This window comes from Deltaproteobacteria bacterium (genome assembly GCA_016183175.1).
Taxonomy (GTDB): domain Bacteria; phylum UBA10199; class UBA10199; order UBA10199; family SBBF01; genus JACPFC01.
Window position 1 is genome coordinate 3,491 of record JACPFC010000004.1, and the last position, 15,138, is coordinate 18,628.

The window sequence follows — 15,138 nt, forward strand, 5'->3', positions numbered from 1 at the left end:
GATTGCCGGTCTCGGTGCCGCTGGGGTCAAAGTCGAAGGTATCGCCGCCGCAATGGACGAGCGCTATCAGGGCGGCGGCCAAAATCAGGGGGAATATTTTGCAAAGTCGGCTCATAAACGGCTCTTTTGTATTATCGGCAACTCCCAAAATTTGTTGCGTCCTTTTTTGCGGGTTAAATCCCCCCCTCTCCCCCCCCCCTTTGGCAAAGGGGGGGATTAAGGGGGGATTTTGCCTTTTTATTCCTTCACACCGGGGTCCAGGCCGGTGTGAAAGAAAAAATTAATATACCCAATATCCGTAATCGTCATCGTTATCCACCGCTTCCGTGGCCCTCACCCGATAGTCGTCATTCATGTCCACAAGGTAGAGATGGGTGTGGTCCAGAATATAAAGCCCCTGATTGCCGTCATCGCCAATCATTATAGTCCGCTCCGGGGCATACCATTCATCCGAATCGAGTTCGATTTCCGCGACTGTTTCAATGCCGCTTTCGGTGACCTCGTACAGATGAACGCCGTTATACGAGAAATCGCCGTAGTCGCTTTTTCCCGTGCCTCCGGTGTAGAGGGAAATGGGAATGGCGAGGATGCCCGTTTCCTCATCGTAGGTAAAGGCATGATGGTCTTCGAGGGCGGCCGAATCGGTGCCGCGGGAGCCGATGGTGAGGTTCTCGGTTTCGGCGGGGTTTGAACCGTCTTCGACATCAAAGACAGCCAGCTTTAAGCCCTGAAACCAAGAGAAGGTGCCTACGTCATCGGCATCCTTTCCAAGGCCGATCAGATGATCCGATCCAAGAGGATGAAGATAAGTGGAAAAGCCGGGCATTTCCAGTTCCCCTTCGATCGTCGGATTTTCGGAATCCGAAAGGTCGACAACAAAGAGCGGATCGATCTTTTCATAAGTGACGAGATAGCCTTTGTCGCCGATAAACCGGGCGGCGTAGATTTCTTCCCCTTCGGCAATCCCCTCAACCTTGCCCAAGATGGGAAGATCGGCATCGGTTGCATCCAGCACATAGACATTGTTGGAAACAGCCGACGTCCCGTCGCGGCTGACCGAACCGATGGTTGTGGCGATGCGGAAGGTGTTTTCGTATTCGCTCATCGAAAATGAGTTGTCGATATGTCCCTCAACCGATCCGCTGGCGACATAGGTATGAAGGGCGTCGCCTGAACCGATGGCAAAACGGTGGATATAGGTTTCGTCCGCCGACCAGTTGCTCGAAGCAAGGTAAACGGCTTCGGTCGAGGCATAGACCTCCTGCGCATAGCCGATGACGAAGGTCATTTCTTCTTCGTCGCTCTCTTCCAGATTCAGGCTGTAGAGGCCGAGGAGATTGTCTTCATCGGAGGCGGTATCGTCCGCAAAGTCACTGCAGGCAACCATTTCCCACGTTGTGCCGTCGCCGTGGCTTGGTAGCCAGTCGTCGATGGTGGTGGCCATGATCGCAGAGCGATTTTCTTCCTTCAGATTTTCAATTTGGCTTGCCAGTTCCGCTTCCGAACAGTCGTCGCTCCATCTTTCTTCCGAAAGGTCGTCGAGGCCGTCGACTTGATAGTATTCAAAAGAGGAACTGATGGCCACATGGACCACATGATTGACCAACCGCGATCCCGCCACGTACCCCTCGATTTCTTTGACTTGAGAGAGTACGGGGGAGGCCGGCTTTTCGATATTTAAAACCGAAATTTTCGTGACGGATGAGCCGCGGGTATCGTCATGGGCATAGCCGATGGCGATCAGCCGGTTGTCGTCGAGATACAGGCTGTCGATACCGTCAGAGTCGGCATAGGAGCCCGCCTTGTCAAAGGCGGAAAGAGGCCAAGCCTTGAAGATGTCTACCCCGTTGTCGGTGGCGACATAGATATAGGCGCCGTCGGTTTTGATGATGTCGGCTTCATCGACATTTTCCTCCTGTATGTTGGTGCCGGTGAAATCGACGCCCGATTCTGAAGTGGAATCCGAAGAGGGGAATGCGATGTCGCAGTCGCTACAATCATAAGTATAATAAGTGCCGCAGGTGGAATAGTTGTCGAGGGTTTCCTCCATGTCGGCAATCGCCTGTGCCTGGATATCCGCCAGCAGGTCGTCGCAGTTTGAGTATTTAACCAGCGAAGTGGGTACTGTGTCTTCGGGATCCGGATCGGGGTTGATCGGGCCGGGGCCCGTTCCCAGTTTTTGGGCGCTACAGTGGAGCGTCAACAAAGACAGGTTGATTATCATCAGGTATTTGACAAACATTTTCATAAATCACTTTTCTTTCTCTGGACCCTTTCAAATTTCCGACCCCTTTTTCCCTTTTACAAATCTTCGCATTCCAGCGTTTCATCATTCCAACAGCGCTCCTCGCCGCACTCACAGCCGAATACCGACTCCTCGGAGCATTCAACATCTATTTCATCATCTTCCCGTTGGCTGATGCACAAGTCCGCACAGCTACTGGTGAATTCAATCCATTCTTTCCCCGCATCCTCGCAGGCGGCCTGTTCGTCGGCCTCATCGGCGCCGGTTGTGTCGCCATCATCGCCGGTATCGTCTCCGTCACCGGTACTCCCTTCGTTGTCGGTCTCGCAAGAGGGGTTCCCTGTGTCCGTTCCGCCGGCGCACTCCGATCCACAACCGTAGAAGAACAAGGGGAGGCTCAAACAAAAAATTGCCGTCAAAATTAAAAAATATTTTTTCATGATGATTCTCCTTCGGGTTTCTTTGTGAGCGGAAAAAGCTGAAAGTTGACCTGATAGACCCCCGTGGATTTTTGGTCCTGGCTTGCAATGGCCAGGAGTTCGCGCCGAAAGCGCTGGATCAATTCTTTGACCTGTTCGGCTCTTTCCTCCGAAATGCCGATGGTGACCGACGAGATTTCCCTTTCCGGCGCAGGAAAACGGTCGATCGATTCGGCGGCCTTCTGCATCATCTCGCGGTGAAACTGCGCCACCGAGGCGGATGCCACCTCGTCGCCGGTGGAAATAAAACCGTCGGTTTGGACCAATTTTCCTTCTTCGTTCCGTTTAATCAGCCCCAACTGCTCCAGTTCTTTTAAGGCTTTTTCCGCCTCCGAGGTTGTGATTGGAGGAATAAGCTGGTGGGCAATCCAGGCAGGATCTTCTTTGAAACCGTCAACCCCTACCAACTCGCGGACGGGAATGAAATACCAGTTGGTGTAGTAGTCGTACTGGGCCTGTTTGAGGGGATTTATTTTTTTGTAAAAGCGGTGGCGGATCAACTGCTCGGCGTAAAATTTCTTTTCTTCGATGGTGGTTGCCTGATTGAGCAGAACCAGATTTCTGAAAAAGGTTGTTTCCTCTTTGTTAAGCTTTAAGGCGCGGGCGAATTTTTCGATCCCGTCCGGTGAGAGGTTTCTCTTTCCATCCATCACCAGCTTTAAAAAGTTGGGCGACCGAAACCCCGCCTGTTTGGAAAAGAACCGAAACGAAAAAGCGCTCTTTTCCTGTTTCAGCGATGCATACAGATCTTTCAAGAACGACCGGTAATTGTCGTATTCGAAGATATTTGGTTTTTTAATATTTCCCATTATATTTCCTGGCAAGTGCCGTCCGTACAAGCAATTTCAGGTTCAATTTCAATGACACAAGGTGATGCAATATTTTCTTCTGCATTGTATTCGTCCTCGAGTTGATTGTATTCCTCCACAAGTGATTCTAAACTTTCCACGTCAGTTGTAAGAGATGAATGGATGAGGTATGTTTGAGGACCGCCACAAGCCCTGCTACCATAAGCGATAGTTTGACAATCATCATCGGCATTACATGAAAGATCAGCGATCAGAGTTTGTATCTGTGCATCCAAATCATCCAATTCCGCTCTATAATCTCTCCCTGAATCGCCACTCTCCCCGCAATTGAGCGTTAAAACGAGAGAGCCGATCAGGGTTAAATATGTTGCAAAGCGTTTCATAAACATTCCTTTCGTTTCTTTAAATATCGGACACCCCATGTGTCCTATGTACCTATTATCGGCAGGAATGTCCAGAAAGTTCGTTTCTTTAAATATCGGACACCCCATGTGTCCTATGTACCTATTATCGGCAGGAATGTCCAGAAAGTTGCTTAAAAAGTGTATTCTATAAGAATACTATTTAATTTATAAAATGTTAAATTTAGTTATAAATAGTTAATATTAATATATATTTAAATATTATTGTATTCTAAAAAATAACATAAATTATTATAGTATCATTTTTATGAGCGGCGTCTGACACCGCAAACATAATTGCTATTGACAAACATATCCGGTGTGCCAAGATGAAAGCATGCAGGTATCCATTTACATGGATGGTAAGCTGGTTAAAAAAGCCGATGAGCGGGCTCGTCAGCAAAAGAAATCGCGGTCCGAGTACCTTTACTCCCTGGTGGAAAAAGACATAGAGGGGGCCGAAAAGACCCGTCGTGGCATCTTGAAGTGTGCCGGGATGTTCGACAAGGAAACAGCCGATAAAATGCTCAAAGATATTTATTCAAGCCGCCGGAGTAAAACCTCATGGCCTATCTTTTAGACACCGATATTTTTGTCTATTTAACCAAGAATCATCGCGAAATAATCAACCAGATCGAAACGGTTGGGAGAGAGAATGTTTTTCTATCTTCCATAACTCTGGGAGAATTGTATTATGGAGCCTTCCATTCGGACAATGTTTCCCTGTCTCTGGATCTTCTCAACAAGAATCTTGAAGAAACGAATATTCTCAATTTCAATAAAAGTGCGGCGAAAATATTCGGACGCCTCAAAGCGGCCTTAAGAAAAAACGGGAATCCCATTGAAGACTTCGACGTGGCGATTGCATCCATAGCGCTTCACAACGATTACATTTTAGTCACCCACAACACCCGGCATTTTGAAAACATCCCCGAATTGACAATTGAAGATTGGTCCTGAATTCAGGACAGGATCACCTCCAAAATTCTTTTTGCCAGTTTGTCTTTGGAGGCGCGGCCCAAGGGGAGGATGCGGCCGTTTTTGGAGAGGAGGGTGACCTCGTTTTCATCCGACCCAAATCCAATCCCCTTTTTTGAAACATTGTTGAGGACGATCCAATCGCACCTTTTTTCGCGGAGTTTTTCGGCGGCGTTGGGGAGGCCGCGGTCGGTTTCGGCTGAAAAGCCGACGAGAATCTGGTTTTTTCGTTTTTTGCGGCCCAGTTCTTTGAGGATGTCGGGATTGGGAACCAGTTTGAGCGTCATCGGTTTGCCGGTCTTTTTGATTTTTTTATTTTGCATCCGACTCGGGCGATAATCGGCCACGGCGGCAACCTTGACGATCACATCAGCCGAGCGAAAATTTTTCATCACCGCCCGGCGCATCTCCAGTGCGGTGGTTACAGGGATGAATTTGATACCGGAAGGGGAGGTGAGGCTTGTCGGGCCGCTGATCAAAACAACATGGTGGCCCGCCGCCCGTGCCGCTTTCGCCAACGCATATCCCATTTTCCCGGATGACCGGTTGGAAAGGTAGCGGACCGGATCGATCGGCTCCTGCGTCGGGCCGGCGGTGATGAGGAAGGTGAGCTTGGACATGTCCGGCAAAAGCGAGAAATCAGTGAGCAGAAAGCGGAAAGCCGAAAGCAGAAAATGCATTCTATCTGATTTCCGCTCTCGGCTTTCTGATTTCTGCTTTCTCGCAGTTGCAAAAATGATTAACGCACTGCCTTGATCTTGGAAGTTAGTCGTTTCTTCACTTCCGCCACGATGATCTCCGGCTCCTCCATCCGCCCCATCCCCTCCCACCCGCAGGCCAGATCGCCCGAGGCGGGGCCGATGATCGTGTATCCGTGGCGTTTCAACGTCTCGATATTTTCCTGAACGATTTTATTTTTGTACATGTTCACGTTCATCGCGGGGGCGAAAATCACCAGGGCCTTTGTGGCGCAGACAACGGTTGAAAGAAGATCGTCACAGATTCCATGCGCCACCCTGGCAATAAAATCGGCGGTGGCGGGAGCAATCAAAATCAAATCGGCCTTGTCGGCCAGTTGAATATGCCCCATCTCCGATTCTTCGGTCAGGCTGAAAATGTCGGTCCGGACGGTGTTGCGCGAAAGGGCCTGAAAGGTCATCGGCGTCACAAACTGTATCGCCCCTTTGGTCATCACCACATGGACGTCCGCCCCCTCGGCGGTCAAAAGACGGACGATCTCACAGCTCTTGTAGGCGGCAATCCCGCCGGTGACTCCAAGGACGATGTTTTTTCCGTTCAGAGGCAGATTTTTTTTCATGAACTATTCGGCAGAGCTTCACCATTATTTTTTGTTGCGCAATTTTGCAAGTCCGCTTACGCGGACGGGAACAAAATTGCTCCAAAAAAATAATGGCGAAGCTCTTTCTCCGTTATGATAGTATTATCTCATGCTGTCTGAAAAGGAAAAAGACGAATTCCTCCAGGTAGCCCGCAAGACGCTTGAAGGCTACCTTTCCGAAGGGGAGATGCCCGATTTAAGGCCGGCTGGCGGGGCACTTACGGAACCGGGAGGGGCCTTTGTGACTCTCCATCATCGGGATGGGCGCCTCCGGGGATGCATTGGCCGGTTCGAGGCGCCCGATCCGCTCTATAAAACGGTCCAGTTGATGGCGGTTGCCGCCGCCACGGAAGACCCCCGGTTTCCCCCCGTTCAATCAGCGGAGCTCTCCAATCTTCACATTGAAATTTCAGCCCTTTCGCCAAGACGGCCTATCGAGGATGTCGGCGAAATCATCGTCGGCAAACATGGCCTGTCCGTCGAAAAAGAATTCAACCGTGGCTGTCTCCTCCCGCAGGTGGCCACGGAAGAAAACTGGACCCGCGAGGAATTTTTGTCGCATACCTGCCTCAAGGCCGGACTCCCCCCCGACAGTTGGAAAAAAGGGGGGATGAAGATTGAAGTTTTTGAGGCAGAGGTTTTTGGAGAGCCCCGATGAAACATCACCTTCGTTTTTTTATCGCTGTCCTTTTTGCCGCCTGGTTTGTCGTCACCTATTTTGCCATCCGCCATTATGTGGTTTCCCGAGGGGTCTTTTACGTCCCCATGTTTTTGTGGGAAAAAGAGATTCCGTTTCTTCCGTGGACTTTTTTTATCTACGTCTTGGTCTACGTCACGCCGCTGGCCGCTTTTCTTCTGCTGAACACCACGGAGAGCCTCAAGGCTTGTTTCAAGTCTTTTTTTGTCTCGCTGACCCTGCATCAGATTGTCTGGCTTGTCTATCCGGTTAAGCTCGAAATAAGGCCGATGATCGATCCGAATGGAGGGGACTGGCTTGTTAAAATGGCCGATGCCTTTTTAAAACTCGATACGCCGGCGGTCAATTGTCTGCCGTCGCTCCATGTGACCTATGCCTTTCTTTCCTATTTTGCCATTCATGCCTACCGCCCCCGACTGGCGCCCTGGTTTTTATTCCTCGCCGTTGTCATCTCCCTTTCCACCATGACTTTTAAACAGCACTATGCGGCCGACGTGGCGGCGGGAATTTTGACGGCGCTTTTGATGAAATGGATATTCCTCAAACCCCATCGGAGAGGTCTCTCAAAATGAGAATTGTCTCATGTTGAGAAGGGGAAGGGATGAACAGGCAATGGTTTTGAAGGTGAAAATGAGGGAAAAACAATGGGTTATTTTTTGATGGATTTGTTCACTCTTGGCATGGCTCTTGCTGTTTAAACCTTATGATGCGTCAATTATTTCCTTTTGTGCTTGTTTTTGCCCTTTTTCTCGGAGCCTGTTCAGAGAGCGGTTCTTCCCTGTCCGATGAGGGGGAATCAACCAGCGCCTCCTCCAGCGCTTCAACCGGCACCGGCGTCGATAGCCTCACCTACAACGCATCCGGGTTTTCCACCTGGCTGGAATTCACCCCGGAAAAAAATTATCTCCGCATCGCCTTCAGTTTTTTCCCCGACGGGACGGCATTCGATTTCGACAAGAAAACAGCCTCGATCCCCTGCACTTTTTTAAGCCGGATTCCGGAGGGGGTAGATGTCCAGCTTTCGGCCCCTGTTGAAGAGCCGTGCGAAACCCCCTACACCGTCACCTTCGATGGAGCGGGCGAGACATTCACCTTAAATGGGATTGTCGCCCCCTTCAACACGGCCTACGAAAAATTCGCCGGCGATTTTGAATTCGACATCACGGCGGAGGGCGTTCGCGACGTCTCGGACGGCGCTTCCCTTTCTTCCGACAGCGGCAAACTGGAGGATTTTTACGATTTGATTCTGGAGCGACGAACGCCGTAGGGGCGAATCTTGTATTCGCCCTTCTCGAATGGGCGATCACAAGGATCGCCCCTACGATAGTTTTTTCACCGCCTCTTCAATCCGGTCCAATCCTTTCTTAATATTTTCCATCGAAGTGGCGTAGGAGAGGCGCATGTATCCCTCGGCGCCAAAACCCTCTCCGGAGACAACGGCCACTTTATAATCCTCCAGGAGGTAGGAAGCAAGTTCAGCGGAGGTGGTGATTTTCTTCTCCGTTGGGGTTTTCTTCCCAAGAAGAGCGGAGATGTTGGGGAAGACATAAAAAGCCCCCAGAGGCTTTAGGCAGGTGATGCCGGGGATGTGGTTCAAACGATCGACAATGTAATTGCGCCGTTTTTTGAATTCGATGACCATTTTGCCTACCGTATCCTGCGGTCCCCGGTAGGCCTCGACGCACGCCTTTTGCGTGATGGAGCAGACATTGGAGGTGACCTGCCCCTGAATTTTGCTCATGGCCGAAATCCACTCTTTGGGTCCCGCTGAAAAACCCATCCGCCAGCCGGTCATCGCATATGCCTTGGAGGCGCCGTTGACGACGATCGTCCGATTTTTGATCTCTTCGCCAAACGAGGCGATCGAGACATGCTGAAATCCGTCGTAGACGATCTTTTCATAAATTTCGTCCGAAACGCAGATGATCCCCTTTTTGACGATGATCTTCGCCAGCGCTTCCAGCTCCTCTCTGGTGTAGGCGGCGCCGGTGGGGTTGGAAGGGGAGTTGAGGATGAATGCCTTGGTTTTTGAGGTAACGGCGGCTTCGAGCTCACCAGGCAGGATCTTGAAGCCGGTCTTGTCGGAAGTCTTAAGCATCACCGGTTTGGCGTCGTTTAACAAAACCTGGTCGGGGTAGCTTACCCAGTAGGGCGCCGGAATGATGACCTCGTCCCCCTCTGCGAACAAGGCTTGGGCGATATTATAAAGGGAATGTTTGCCGCCGGCCGAGACCAGAATTTCTTCGCGGGTGTAGGCAAGACCGTTGTCCCGTTTGAGTTTTTCAATAAGGACGTCTTTGAGTTCAACAATTCCCCCCACATCGGTATATTTGGTGAAGCCGTTTTCGATGGCCAGAATGGCGGCCCTTTTGATGTTCTCCGGCGTGTCGAAATCGGGCTCGCCGGCGCCAAAGCCGATCACGTCAATTCCTTTAGCCTGAAGGGCCTTGGCCTTGGCGTCGATGGCCAGTGTGGGCGAGGGTTTGATTCTTTGGACTCTTCGGGTTAATTGCATGCATATCGTGCTCGGGTGCCCGCGTGCCTGCGTGCCCGCGTTTTTACACGGGCACCCTAGCACTTGGGCACTCAGGCACTTTTCCGAAGTTTTGCTCTCAATTTCTTCTCCACCAACGGATGAATCATGCCGTTTCCGGAGCCGCCGAACGAGATGACCTCCTTGATAATCGAGGAACTGATGTGGGAATAACGCCCTTCGGTCATCATGAAGATGGTTTCGATGTCCGGATTCAGTATCCGGTTGGCGAGTGACATCTGGAGTTCGTATTCGTAATCGGAAACCGTCCTGATGCCACGCAGGATGGTGCTGATTTTTTTCTTCCGGCAGTAGTCGATCAGCAACCCCTCGAAAGAATCGATCTCGATATTTTTTTTGTCCTTCAGCAATTCCTGGAGCATGGTCACCCGCTCTTCCGGCTCGAAGAGGGTTTTTTTTGACCGATTAATGGCCACCGCCACGATGATGCGGTCGAATATCTTAAGGCCGCGGTCGATGATATTGATATGGCCGTCGGTGGGGGGATCGAAAGAGCCGGGGCAAAGGGCGATTTTCATATTCCCGCGCCTGCGTGCCTGCGTACCAGCGTGCCCACGTTTTTACACGGGCACCCAGGCACTCAGGCACATTTCATGAACGTGATTAACGTCTGCCCGTACTTCCGCTGATCGAGCACGGCAAGGCCGGGACATTCCGGCATCTCCCGCGGTGAGTGTTCTATTATGACCGTCGTTTCAGCGTCAATGAGTTTATTTGCAAGCAGGGCGGACAAGGTTGGATTGATCCGGTTTCTGTCATAGGGAGGGTCGATAAAGACAAAATCGAAACGCCTCTCACGGCGCGCAAGATGGGGGAGAATTTCCGGCACCCTGCCGCGGATGACCCCTGCTTGTTTTTGGAAACCGCACTGCCGGATGTTGCGATTGAGAAGCGTGAGGGCGGGTGGAGAAAAATCGACAAACACAACCCCCTCGGCCCCCCGGCTTATCGCCTCCAGCCCGACACTGCCGCTTCCGGCGAAGAGGTCAAGAACATAACAACCCTCCAGCGGGCCGAGAATATTGAAAATCGCCCCCTTCACCTTGTCGGAAACGGGGCGGATAAGAAGGCTTTTGGGGCCGAACAGCCGTCTTCCTTTGGCTTTTCCGGCGATGATGCGCATAACCCGACCGCCTTACATATTTTGCATCATTCCGGTGGAAATCCCCAGGGCGATAAGAATCACATACGCCAGGGTTCCCAGACAGGAAAGAATCGTCCCGATGATCCCCAAAACCAGCCCCACCTTGGCCAGCGTCCGGTTGGAGGCCGGAATCTGGCCGGCGTCTATCCCCTGCAGTTCGGCGCGGCCGATAAAGATGGCCGGTATGCCGCTGATGAAACCGCAACAGGTGAGTGAAAGAATGCCGCAAACCAGCGCGATGATTGATTTTGTGCTTGTCTGCCCCGGTTGCGTCGACGCCGCGGAGGGGGGCGACGAAACCGGTTGAACCGGTTGAACCGGCTCAGCCGGCTCAGCCGGTTGCCCGACGGGAATGGGGGGTGTTGGATCCATAGGTTTCCTTTCGTGATGAGAATTAAGGAAAAAAGGTTAGCATAAATCCAAGGCCGCTGTCATTCGTTTAGAGTGAGCGAGCGTCGGATTTATTCCGCGCGAGCGAACCGGGGGTTTGGGGGGGCCAGCGGCCGGCCCCCGATATTAAAGTCCGTTGACACCCTTGCGATATTTAAAGTAAGAGGACCATTCAATGAATTATCGCCGGTTCGTTTTTTTGCTTGCTTTGTCTCTTGCCGTCATTCTTGCCGGGTGTTCTTCCACCCAGATGCGCCGAAGTCTGGGCGAAACCATCGACGACGCGGTGATCACCAACAAACTCAAAACGAAATTCCTCAAGGATAAAATGGTGAAGGCCTTCCAGATCGATATCGACACCTGGAAGGGGGTGGTCAGCCTGCGCGGGAGGGTGGAATCGCAGGATCAAATCTACCGGGCCATCGAAATCACCGAACAGCAGGCTGGCGTCAAAGAGGTCAAATCGTATCTGGTGCTTCGCGACGCGGCAGAGATGGCACAACCCTCTTCCCGGAAAAACAGGGCTGTCGTTGAGGAAAAGGATGTTGCGGAGGAAAAGCCGGTGGTGAAAAAGGAGGCCGCTTCGGAAAAAACGGCCGCTCCGCCCGCCGATGATGCCGAAACGGAATCATCCGGGGACAGCCCGGATGATTTTGAGGATGACGGTGTTCCGCAGGTGACTCCGGAATAATATGATAAAACGTTATGGCCTTCTTTTGCCGGTTGTGTTTGCTTTTGCCCTGCCGGGTCTCGCCCGCGCCGATGCGGAGTATATCTATCGCCAGCGGATCAACTGGGTGAAGCTCGACCGTGCCTCTCCCAAAGACGTTCCCCTTGGTTCGCTGAAGCATCCTTATACCGGGCTGACCGTGGAACAGATGGAGGGGATGCTGTTGTCGGTCAAGATTTCCAAACGTTTTCTTCTGAAAAAAGAAATCGATTCGGCGGACGTGTTCAACTCCTACGAGGCAAAAAAGTATGCGCCGTTCATTGTTGAGGCGCTGGCCAAGGCCACCCCCGACCAGGTCGCCCACTTTTCCATCATTCACAAACGCCCTTTTTTCATCCTGCGCAACGACCGCCTGACGATGGGCAACGTTTGGGCGGCCGATGACGGCATCCATTTCCAATTCCAGAAACTCTTTGCAAAAATCACCGGCGACTACGAGGCCTCGGCCCAGATGGACAAGGCCATTCGCAACGCCAAATCGCTTCGCGTGACCCTCGAGGCAGGCGAGGGACAGCAGTTGTCCTACGCCAGCGCCACCGAGATTATTCTCGATCCGGGCTACGATTTTGTTGCACAGGCCTATCGTGAGCAGGAGGAAGACAGGCTGGCGGAAGAAGAGGAGATGAAGGGCAAAAAGGCCAAAAAGGAGGCAAAAAAGAAGAAGGAGGAGTCTCAAGATCTCTCCCCCGCGCCAACGGCCTCACGGGCGGCGAAAAACGCGCCGTCATCCGCCTCCGGAGACGTTGCCGCTCGTTTGCGCCGGTTGGATGCGCTCAAGAAGGAAAAACTGATCACCGAGCAGGAATACCAGCAAAAACGCAAAGAAATCTTGTCGGAAATTTGATTCGCCCCTACATGCGGTCAATCTCCAAAACCCGTGGAAATTTCGTTAATGCCTCGGACCCTTCTTTGGTCACGGACACTACGTCCTCAAGCCGGATTCCCCCATATTTCCTGTAATAGAGCCCCGGTTCAATGGTAATGACGTTTCCGGCTTTCAGTTTGCCTCCGGCCAGGCTTACAGAGGGGAGCTCGTGAATATCCAGCCCCAGTCCATGTCCCGTCGAGTGGATAAAGCCCTGCATACAGCCGTTCATTTTTCCGGTTTTAAATCCCCTTTTTTCGAGGCAACGGGTTGCGGCCTGATGGACCAGGCGTCCGGTCACACCGGCACGAACAGCGTCGCGCCCCCGAATGTTCGCCTCCAAAACCGCCGCAAACATTTTTTTGACCTCATCGGACGGTTTTCCTTTTACCATCGTCCGCGTCATGTCGGCGTAGTAGCGGCTGTGGCTGTCCCGTGGGAAGATATCGAAGATGATCGGCGTGTGGGCCAGAATGGGGCCGCTCCCCTCGTGGTGCGGCAGGCTCCCCTGCGGGCCCGAGGCGACAATGGTGTGGTTGGCCACGCAACCGAGCTCCATGAGCCGCGAGTTGATGCGGTTTTGCAGGTGTTCGGAAGTCACTTTTTCTCGCCCGTTAGTTACGTAGCGGCCTTTGATCGTGCATTTTTGCAGGAACCCCACCGTTTCTCCAAGCGCCGTTTCCACCTGTTTGAGGGCGTGGTGGATCTGTTTTTTTTCCTCCGGCGACTTGACCAGACGAGACTCAAAAAAGGGGTCCGGTTTTACGGTCATTCGGTAGCTTAAGGCTTCCAAAGCCTGAAAATATTGTGCGGGGAAATTCGAAGGGACGACGATTTTTGTTATTTTTTTGGCTCTGAAAATCAGATCGACAATGCGGGCGTAAACAGGAACGGAATTTTTTTTCTGCTTTCGAAGGCCCTTGAGAGTGTCGGCAAGAGAGAGAATTTTGTCGACATCCGCCTGTTCGCGGGCGCGGTCGATCTCCAGGTCGGAGAGAACGAGATGTTTTTTGCCGCCGATTTCAAAATAGATGATGGGATCCGGGGCCAGAAAACGGCAGGCGTAGTAGAGGTTGGCATCGGCCTCCGGGGCGGCGATAATCAACGTGGCTGAACGGGCGGACATCCGATAAATTTAGGGGAAACAGGAGGGGAAGTAAAGGGATTTGCCTTCAAGACAAAACTGCATGTCGAAGATTACGACCCCAGCGGCAGTTGCACCGTCACGGCGGATTTTAGCGGGGAAAGGAAATAACCATGAAAAAAATAATCATCGCCCTTTTACTGCTTGGATGGTCGGTATCGACCACGAATTCGATTTTGGGGCGAATCTCGTGATTCACCTGACCAAACGGGACAAGGCGCCTGATCCTTACTTTATGGTTGGACTCAAGTGGATGGGGGATTTACGAACTCCGATGAAGAAGGCGCCTTGGGAGGGGTTATTCCGGTTCCGCTACTGAATACCGGTTTTGGGCTTCGATACATGGTAAAGCCAAATATCGGTCTGTTTTGCGAGGCCGCCGCGAGTAATGCCCTGTTTGTGGCCTGGCAGTTTGAAGGACGGGTAGGGTGTCGTTTGGGTTTTAGAAAAGATGGCGCATATGATTCGGAATCCGAACAGGGGGGATGTTGCAATGCTCCGCTCATATTAAGTTTCCGCGGAATCAGCTTTTAATTTTTCCAATTCGGCTCTGACCAGGCCAAGCGGTTCGAGATTATCCAGAATTCTCTTGTCAAAAGAGAGCACGGCAAGGTCGGGAAAAACCTTTAACATTTCGAGAGCCGTGGCCAGGTGAATGGCATCTAACGTGCGCACCGGTTCGACTGGAAAGGGATCCCCCGCCCTTTTTTGAATTGCTTCATCGACCGGGATCCGGTTCCACTTGAAGCTCAAATTTTCAAGAAGGCCGGATACCACTGATTTTTGTGGAAAACGATTTGCAGCCCTTTTTGCTTCAATGAAGCTTAAAACGGATGTGACGACGATGTCTGCCTCATTCAGGGCATGAACAACTTTAGGCGCGGATGGTTCATTGAAGAGAATGGCAAGCAGTGCGGATGATTCCAAATAAACTGTCACTAAAATTTATCCTCTCGATCCTCATCAAGAATCCTGCGAGCTGTTCCTTCGGGAAATTTAAGGCCCGTCAGAGGAAGTTTCAACGGAGTTTTAGGGGCTCTTGCAGGAATGATCTTCCCCTCCCTGATCCACTGAGCCAGAAGAGGGTTCGATTCGGCAGGGAGTTCTTTTGTCAACGGTTCGCGCAACTCGGCAACAACCTCGTTTCGATCGGTAACGAGCACACGCGTGCCGCGTTTTACCTCCCGCAGATAAGCCGAAAGGTTGTTTTTGAGCTCCCGTATCCCCACGGTTTTAAGTAATTCCATAGCTGAACCAATTGTAGCTACAAGTAGCTACATTGTCAAGAGAGCCGAAATTGTTCGTCAATCTTCGTCAATTTTGGTCAATCCCGGCCCTCTCATTTTTCGGGGGCGCCCTTGGC

The 15,138-nt window shown here is 51.7% G+C and carries 22 protein-coding genes (1 of these 22 running past the window's edge); 8 read left to right on the forward strand and 14 right to left on the reverse strand.

Annotated elements, in window-relative coordinates; translation table 11 throughout:
• The 5 genes from HYU99_00480 to HYU99_00500 form a co-directional block, all read right to left on the reverse strand.
• Positions 1-115, reverse strand: partial view of a hypothetical protein gene (locus tag HYU99_00480; protein ID MBI2338830.1) — the 5' portion only. It extends 239 nt beyond the left edge of the window; 115 of the gene's 354 nt are visible here — the first part of the coding sequence; it begins with the start codon at positions 113-115; its stop codon lies beyond the left edge, outside the window.
• 165 nt (positions 116-280) lie between these two features.
• The gene (locus HYU99_00485; GenBank protein MBI2338831.1) at positions 281-2,248 is read right to left on the reverse strand and encodes a beta-propeller domain-containing protein; all 1,968 of its coding nucleotides are present in this window, start codon (positions 2,246-2,248) and stop codon (positions 281-283) included.
• A gap of 53 nt (positions 2,249-2,301) precedes the next feature.
• Complete coding sequence (locus tag HYU99_00490; protein MBI2338832.1) at positions 2,302-2,685, reverse strand: hypothetical protein; 384 nt, start codon at positions 2,683-2,685, stop codon at positions 2,302-2,304.
• Complete coding sequence (locus HYU99_00495; protein MBI2338833.1) at positions 2,682-3,533, reverse strand: TIGR02147 family protein; 852 nt, start codon at positions 3,531-3,533, stop codon at positions 2,682-2,684. The genes HYU99_00490 and HYU99_00495 overlap by 4 nt, the downstream gene beginning before the upstream one ends.
• Positions 3,533-3,916 (reverse strand): hypothetical protein, encoded by a 384-nt coding sequence (locus HYU99_00500; protein ID MBI2338834.1) that lies wholly within the window; start codon positions 3,914-3,916, stop codon positions 3,533-3,535. The genes HYU99_00495 and HYU99_00500 overlap by 1 nt, the downstream gene beginning before the upstream one ends.
• Before the next feature lie 355 nt (positions 3,917-4,271).
• On the opposite strand from HYU99_00500, the gene HYU99_00505 reads away from it, so the two are divergent.
• Together HYU99_00505 and HYU99_00510 are read left to right on the forward strand one after the other, a co-directional pair.
• Entirely contained in the window at positions 4,272-4,514 is a 243-nt protein-coding gene (locus HYU99_00505; protein ID MBI2338835.1) for a hypothetical protein, read from the forward strand.
• The gene (locus HYU99_00510; protein MBI2338836.1) at positions 4,499-4,894 is read left to right on the forward strand and encodes a PIN domain-containing protein; all 396 of its coding nucleotides are present in this window, start codon (positions 4,499-4,501) and stop codon (positions 4,892-4,894) included. Before HYU99_00505 ends, HYU99_00510 begins: the two co-directional genes overlap by 16 nt.
• Before the next feature lie 2 nt (positions 4,895-4,896).
• Here the strand turns inward: HYU99_00510 and coaBC (HYU99_00515) are convergent, their stop codons facing one another.
• Together coaBC (HYU99_00515) and coaBC (HYU99_00520) are read right to left on the reverse strand one after the other, a co-directional pair.
• Positions 4,897-5,592 (reverse strand): bifunctional phosphopantothenoylcysteine decarboxylase/phosphopantothenate--cysteine ligase CoaBC, encoded by a 696-nt coding sequence (coaBC, locus tag HYU99_00515; GenBank protein MBI2338837.1) that lies wholly within the window; start codon positions 5,590-5,592, stop codon positions 4,897-4,899.
• Positions 5,593-5,651: 59 nt separating this feature from the next.
• Positions 5,652-6,230, reverse strand: coding sequence for a bifunctional phosphopantothenoylcysteine decarboxylase/phosphopantothenate--cysteine ligase CoaBC (coaBC, locus tag HYU99_00520; protein ID MBI2338838.1), 579 nt, complete (start codon positions 6,228-6,230; stop codon positions 5,652-5,654).
• 130 nt (positions 6,231-6,360) lie between these two features.
• Here coaBC (HYU99_00520) and amrA point away from each other — a divergent pair, with 130 nt between their 5' ends.
• The 3 genes from amrA (at position 6,361) to HYU99_00535 (ending at position 8,215) form a co-directional block, all read left to right on the forward strand.
• The gene (gene amrA / locus HYU99_00525; GenBank protein ID MBI2338839.1) at positions 6,361-6,909 is read left to right on the forward strand and encodes an AmmeMemoRadiSam system protein A; all 549 of its coding nucleotides are present in this window, start codon (positions 6,361-6,363) and stop codon (positions 6,907-6,909) included.
• On the forward strand, positions 6,906-7,520 hold the full coding sequence (locus HYU99_00530; protein MBI2338840.1) for a phosphatase PAP2 family protein: 615 nt from the start codon (positions 6,906-6,908) through the stop codon (positions 7,518-7,520). The genes amrA and HYU99_00530 overlap by 4 nt, the downstream gene beginning before the upstream one ends.
• A gap of 131 nt (positions 7,521-7,651) precedes the next feature.
• Entirely contained in the window at positions 7,652-8,215 is a 564-nt protein-coding gene (locus HYU99_00535; protein ID MBI2338841.1) for a hypothetical protein, read from the forward strand.
• A gap of 51 nt (positions 8,216-8,266) precedes the next feature.
• Here the strand turns inward: HYU99_00535 and HYU99_00540 are convergent, their stop codons facing one another.
• From HYU99_00540 to HYU99_00555, 4 genes are all read right to left on the reverse strand, one after another.
• Positions 8,267-9,463 (reverse strand): pyridoxal phosphate-dependent aminotransferase, encoded by a 1,197-nt coding sequence (locus HYU99_00540; protein MBI2338842.1) that lies wholly within the window; start codon positions 9,461-9,463, stop codon positions 8,267-8,269.
• Between the two features lie 71 nt (positions 9,464-9,534).
• Positions 9,535-10,020 (reverse strand): pantetheine-phosphate adenylyltransferase, encoded by a 486-nt coding sequence (gene coaD, locus HYU99_00545; GenBank protein MBI2338843.1) that lies wholly within the window; start codon positions 10,018-10,020, stop codon positions 9,535-9,537.
• 62 nt (positions 10,021-10,082) lie between these two features.
• Positions 10,083-10,625, reverse strand: coding sequence for a 16S rRNA (guanine(966)-N(2))-methyltransferase RsmD (gene rsmD / locus HYU99_00550; GenBank protein MBI2338844.1), 543 nt, complete (start codon positions 10,623-10,625; stop codon positions 10,083-10,085).
• A 12-nt stretch (positions 10,626-10,637) separates the two neighbouring features.
• On the reverse strand, positions 10,638-11,018 hold the full coding sequence (locus tag HYU99_00555; protein MBI2338845.1) for a DUF4190 domain-containing protein: 381 nt from the start codon (positions 11,016-11,018) through the stop codon (positions 10,638-10,640).
• Positions 11,019-11,211: 193 nt separating this feature from the next.
• On the opposite strand from HYU99_00555, the gene HYU99_00560 reads away from it, so the two are divergent.
• Together HYU99_00560 and HYU99_00565 are read left to right on the forward strand one after the other, a co-directional pair.
• On the forward strand, positions 11,212-11,727 hold the full coding sequence (locus HYU99_00560) for a BON domain-containing protein (protein MBI2338846.1): 516 nt from the start codon (positions 11,212-11,214) through the stop codon (positions 11,725-11,727).
• A gap of 1 nt (position 11,728) precedes the next feature.
• Positions 11,729-12,610, forward strand: coding sequence for an SHOCT domain-containing protein (locus HYU99_00565; GenBank protein ID MBI2338847.1), 882 nt, complete (start codon positions 11,729-11,731; stop codon positions 12,608-12,610).
• Positions 12,611-12,617: 7 nt separating this feature from the next.
• Here HYU99_00565 and HYU99_00570 read toward each other — a convergent pair whose 3' ends face one another.
• Entirely contained in the window at positions 12,618-13,757 is a 1,140-nt protein-coding gene (locus HYU99_00570) for an aminopeptidase P family protein (protein ID MBI2338848.1), read from the reverse strand.
• Between the two features lie 166 nt (positions 13,758-13,923).
• On the opposite strand from HYU99_00570, the gene HYU99_00575 reads away from it, so the two are divergent.
• Positions 13,924-14,094, forward strand: coding sequence for a hypothetical protein (locus HYU99_00575; protein MBI2338849.1), 171 nt, complete (start codon positions 13,924-13,926; stop codon positions 14,092-14,094).
• A 188-nt stretch (positions 14,095-14,282) separates the two neighbouring features.
• On the opposite strand, the gene HYU99_00580 is transcribed toward HYU99_00575, so the two are convergent.
• Both HYU99_00580 and HYU99_00585 read right to left on the reverse strand, forming a co-directional pair.
• On the reverse strand, positions 14,283-14,714 hold the full coding sequence (locus HYU99_00580; protein MBI2338850.1) for a type II toxin-antitoxin system VapC family toxin: 432 nt from the start codon (positions 14,712-14,714) through the stop codon (positions 14,283-14,285).
• Positions 14,714-15,022, reverse strand: coding sequence for a type II toxin-antitoxin system Phd/YefM family antitoxin (locus tag HYU99_00585; protein MBI2338851.1), 309 nt, complete (start codon positions 15,020-15,022; stop codon positions 14,714-14,716). Before HYU99_00585 ends, HYU99_00580 begins: the two co-directional genes overlap by 1 nt.
• Between the last annotated feature and the right edge of the window lie 116 nt (positions 15,023-15,138).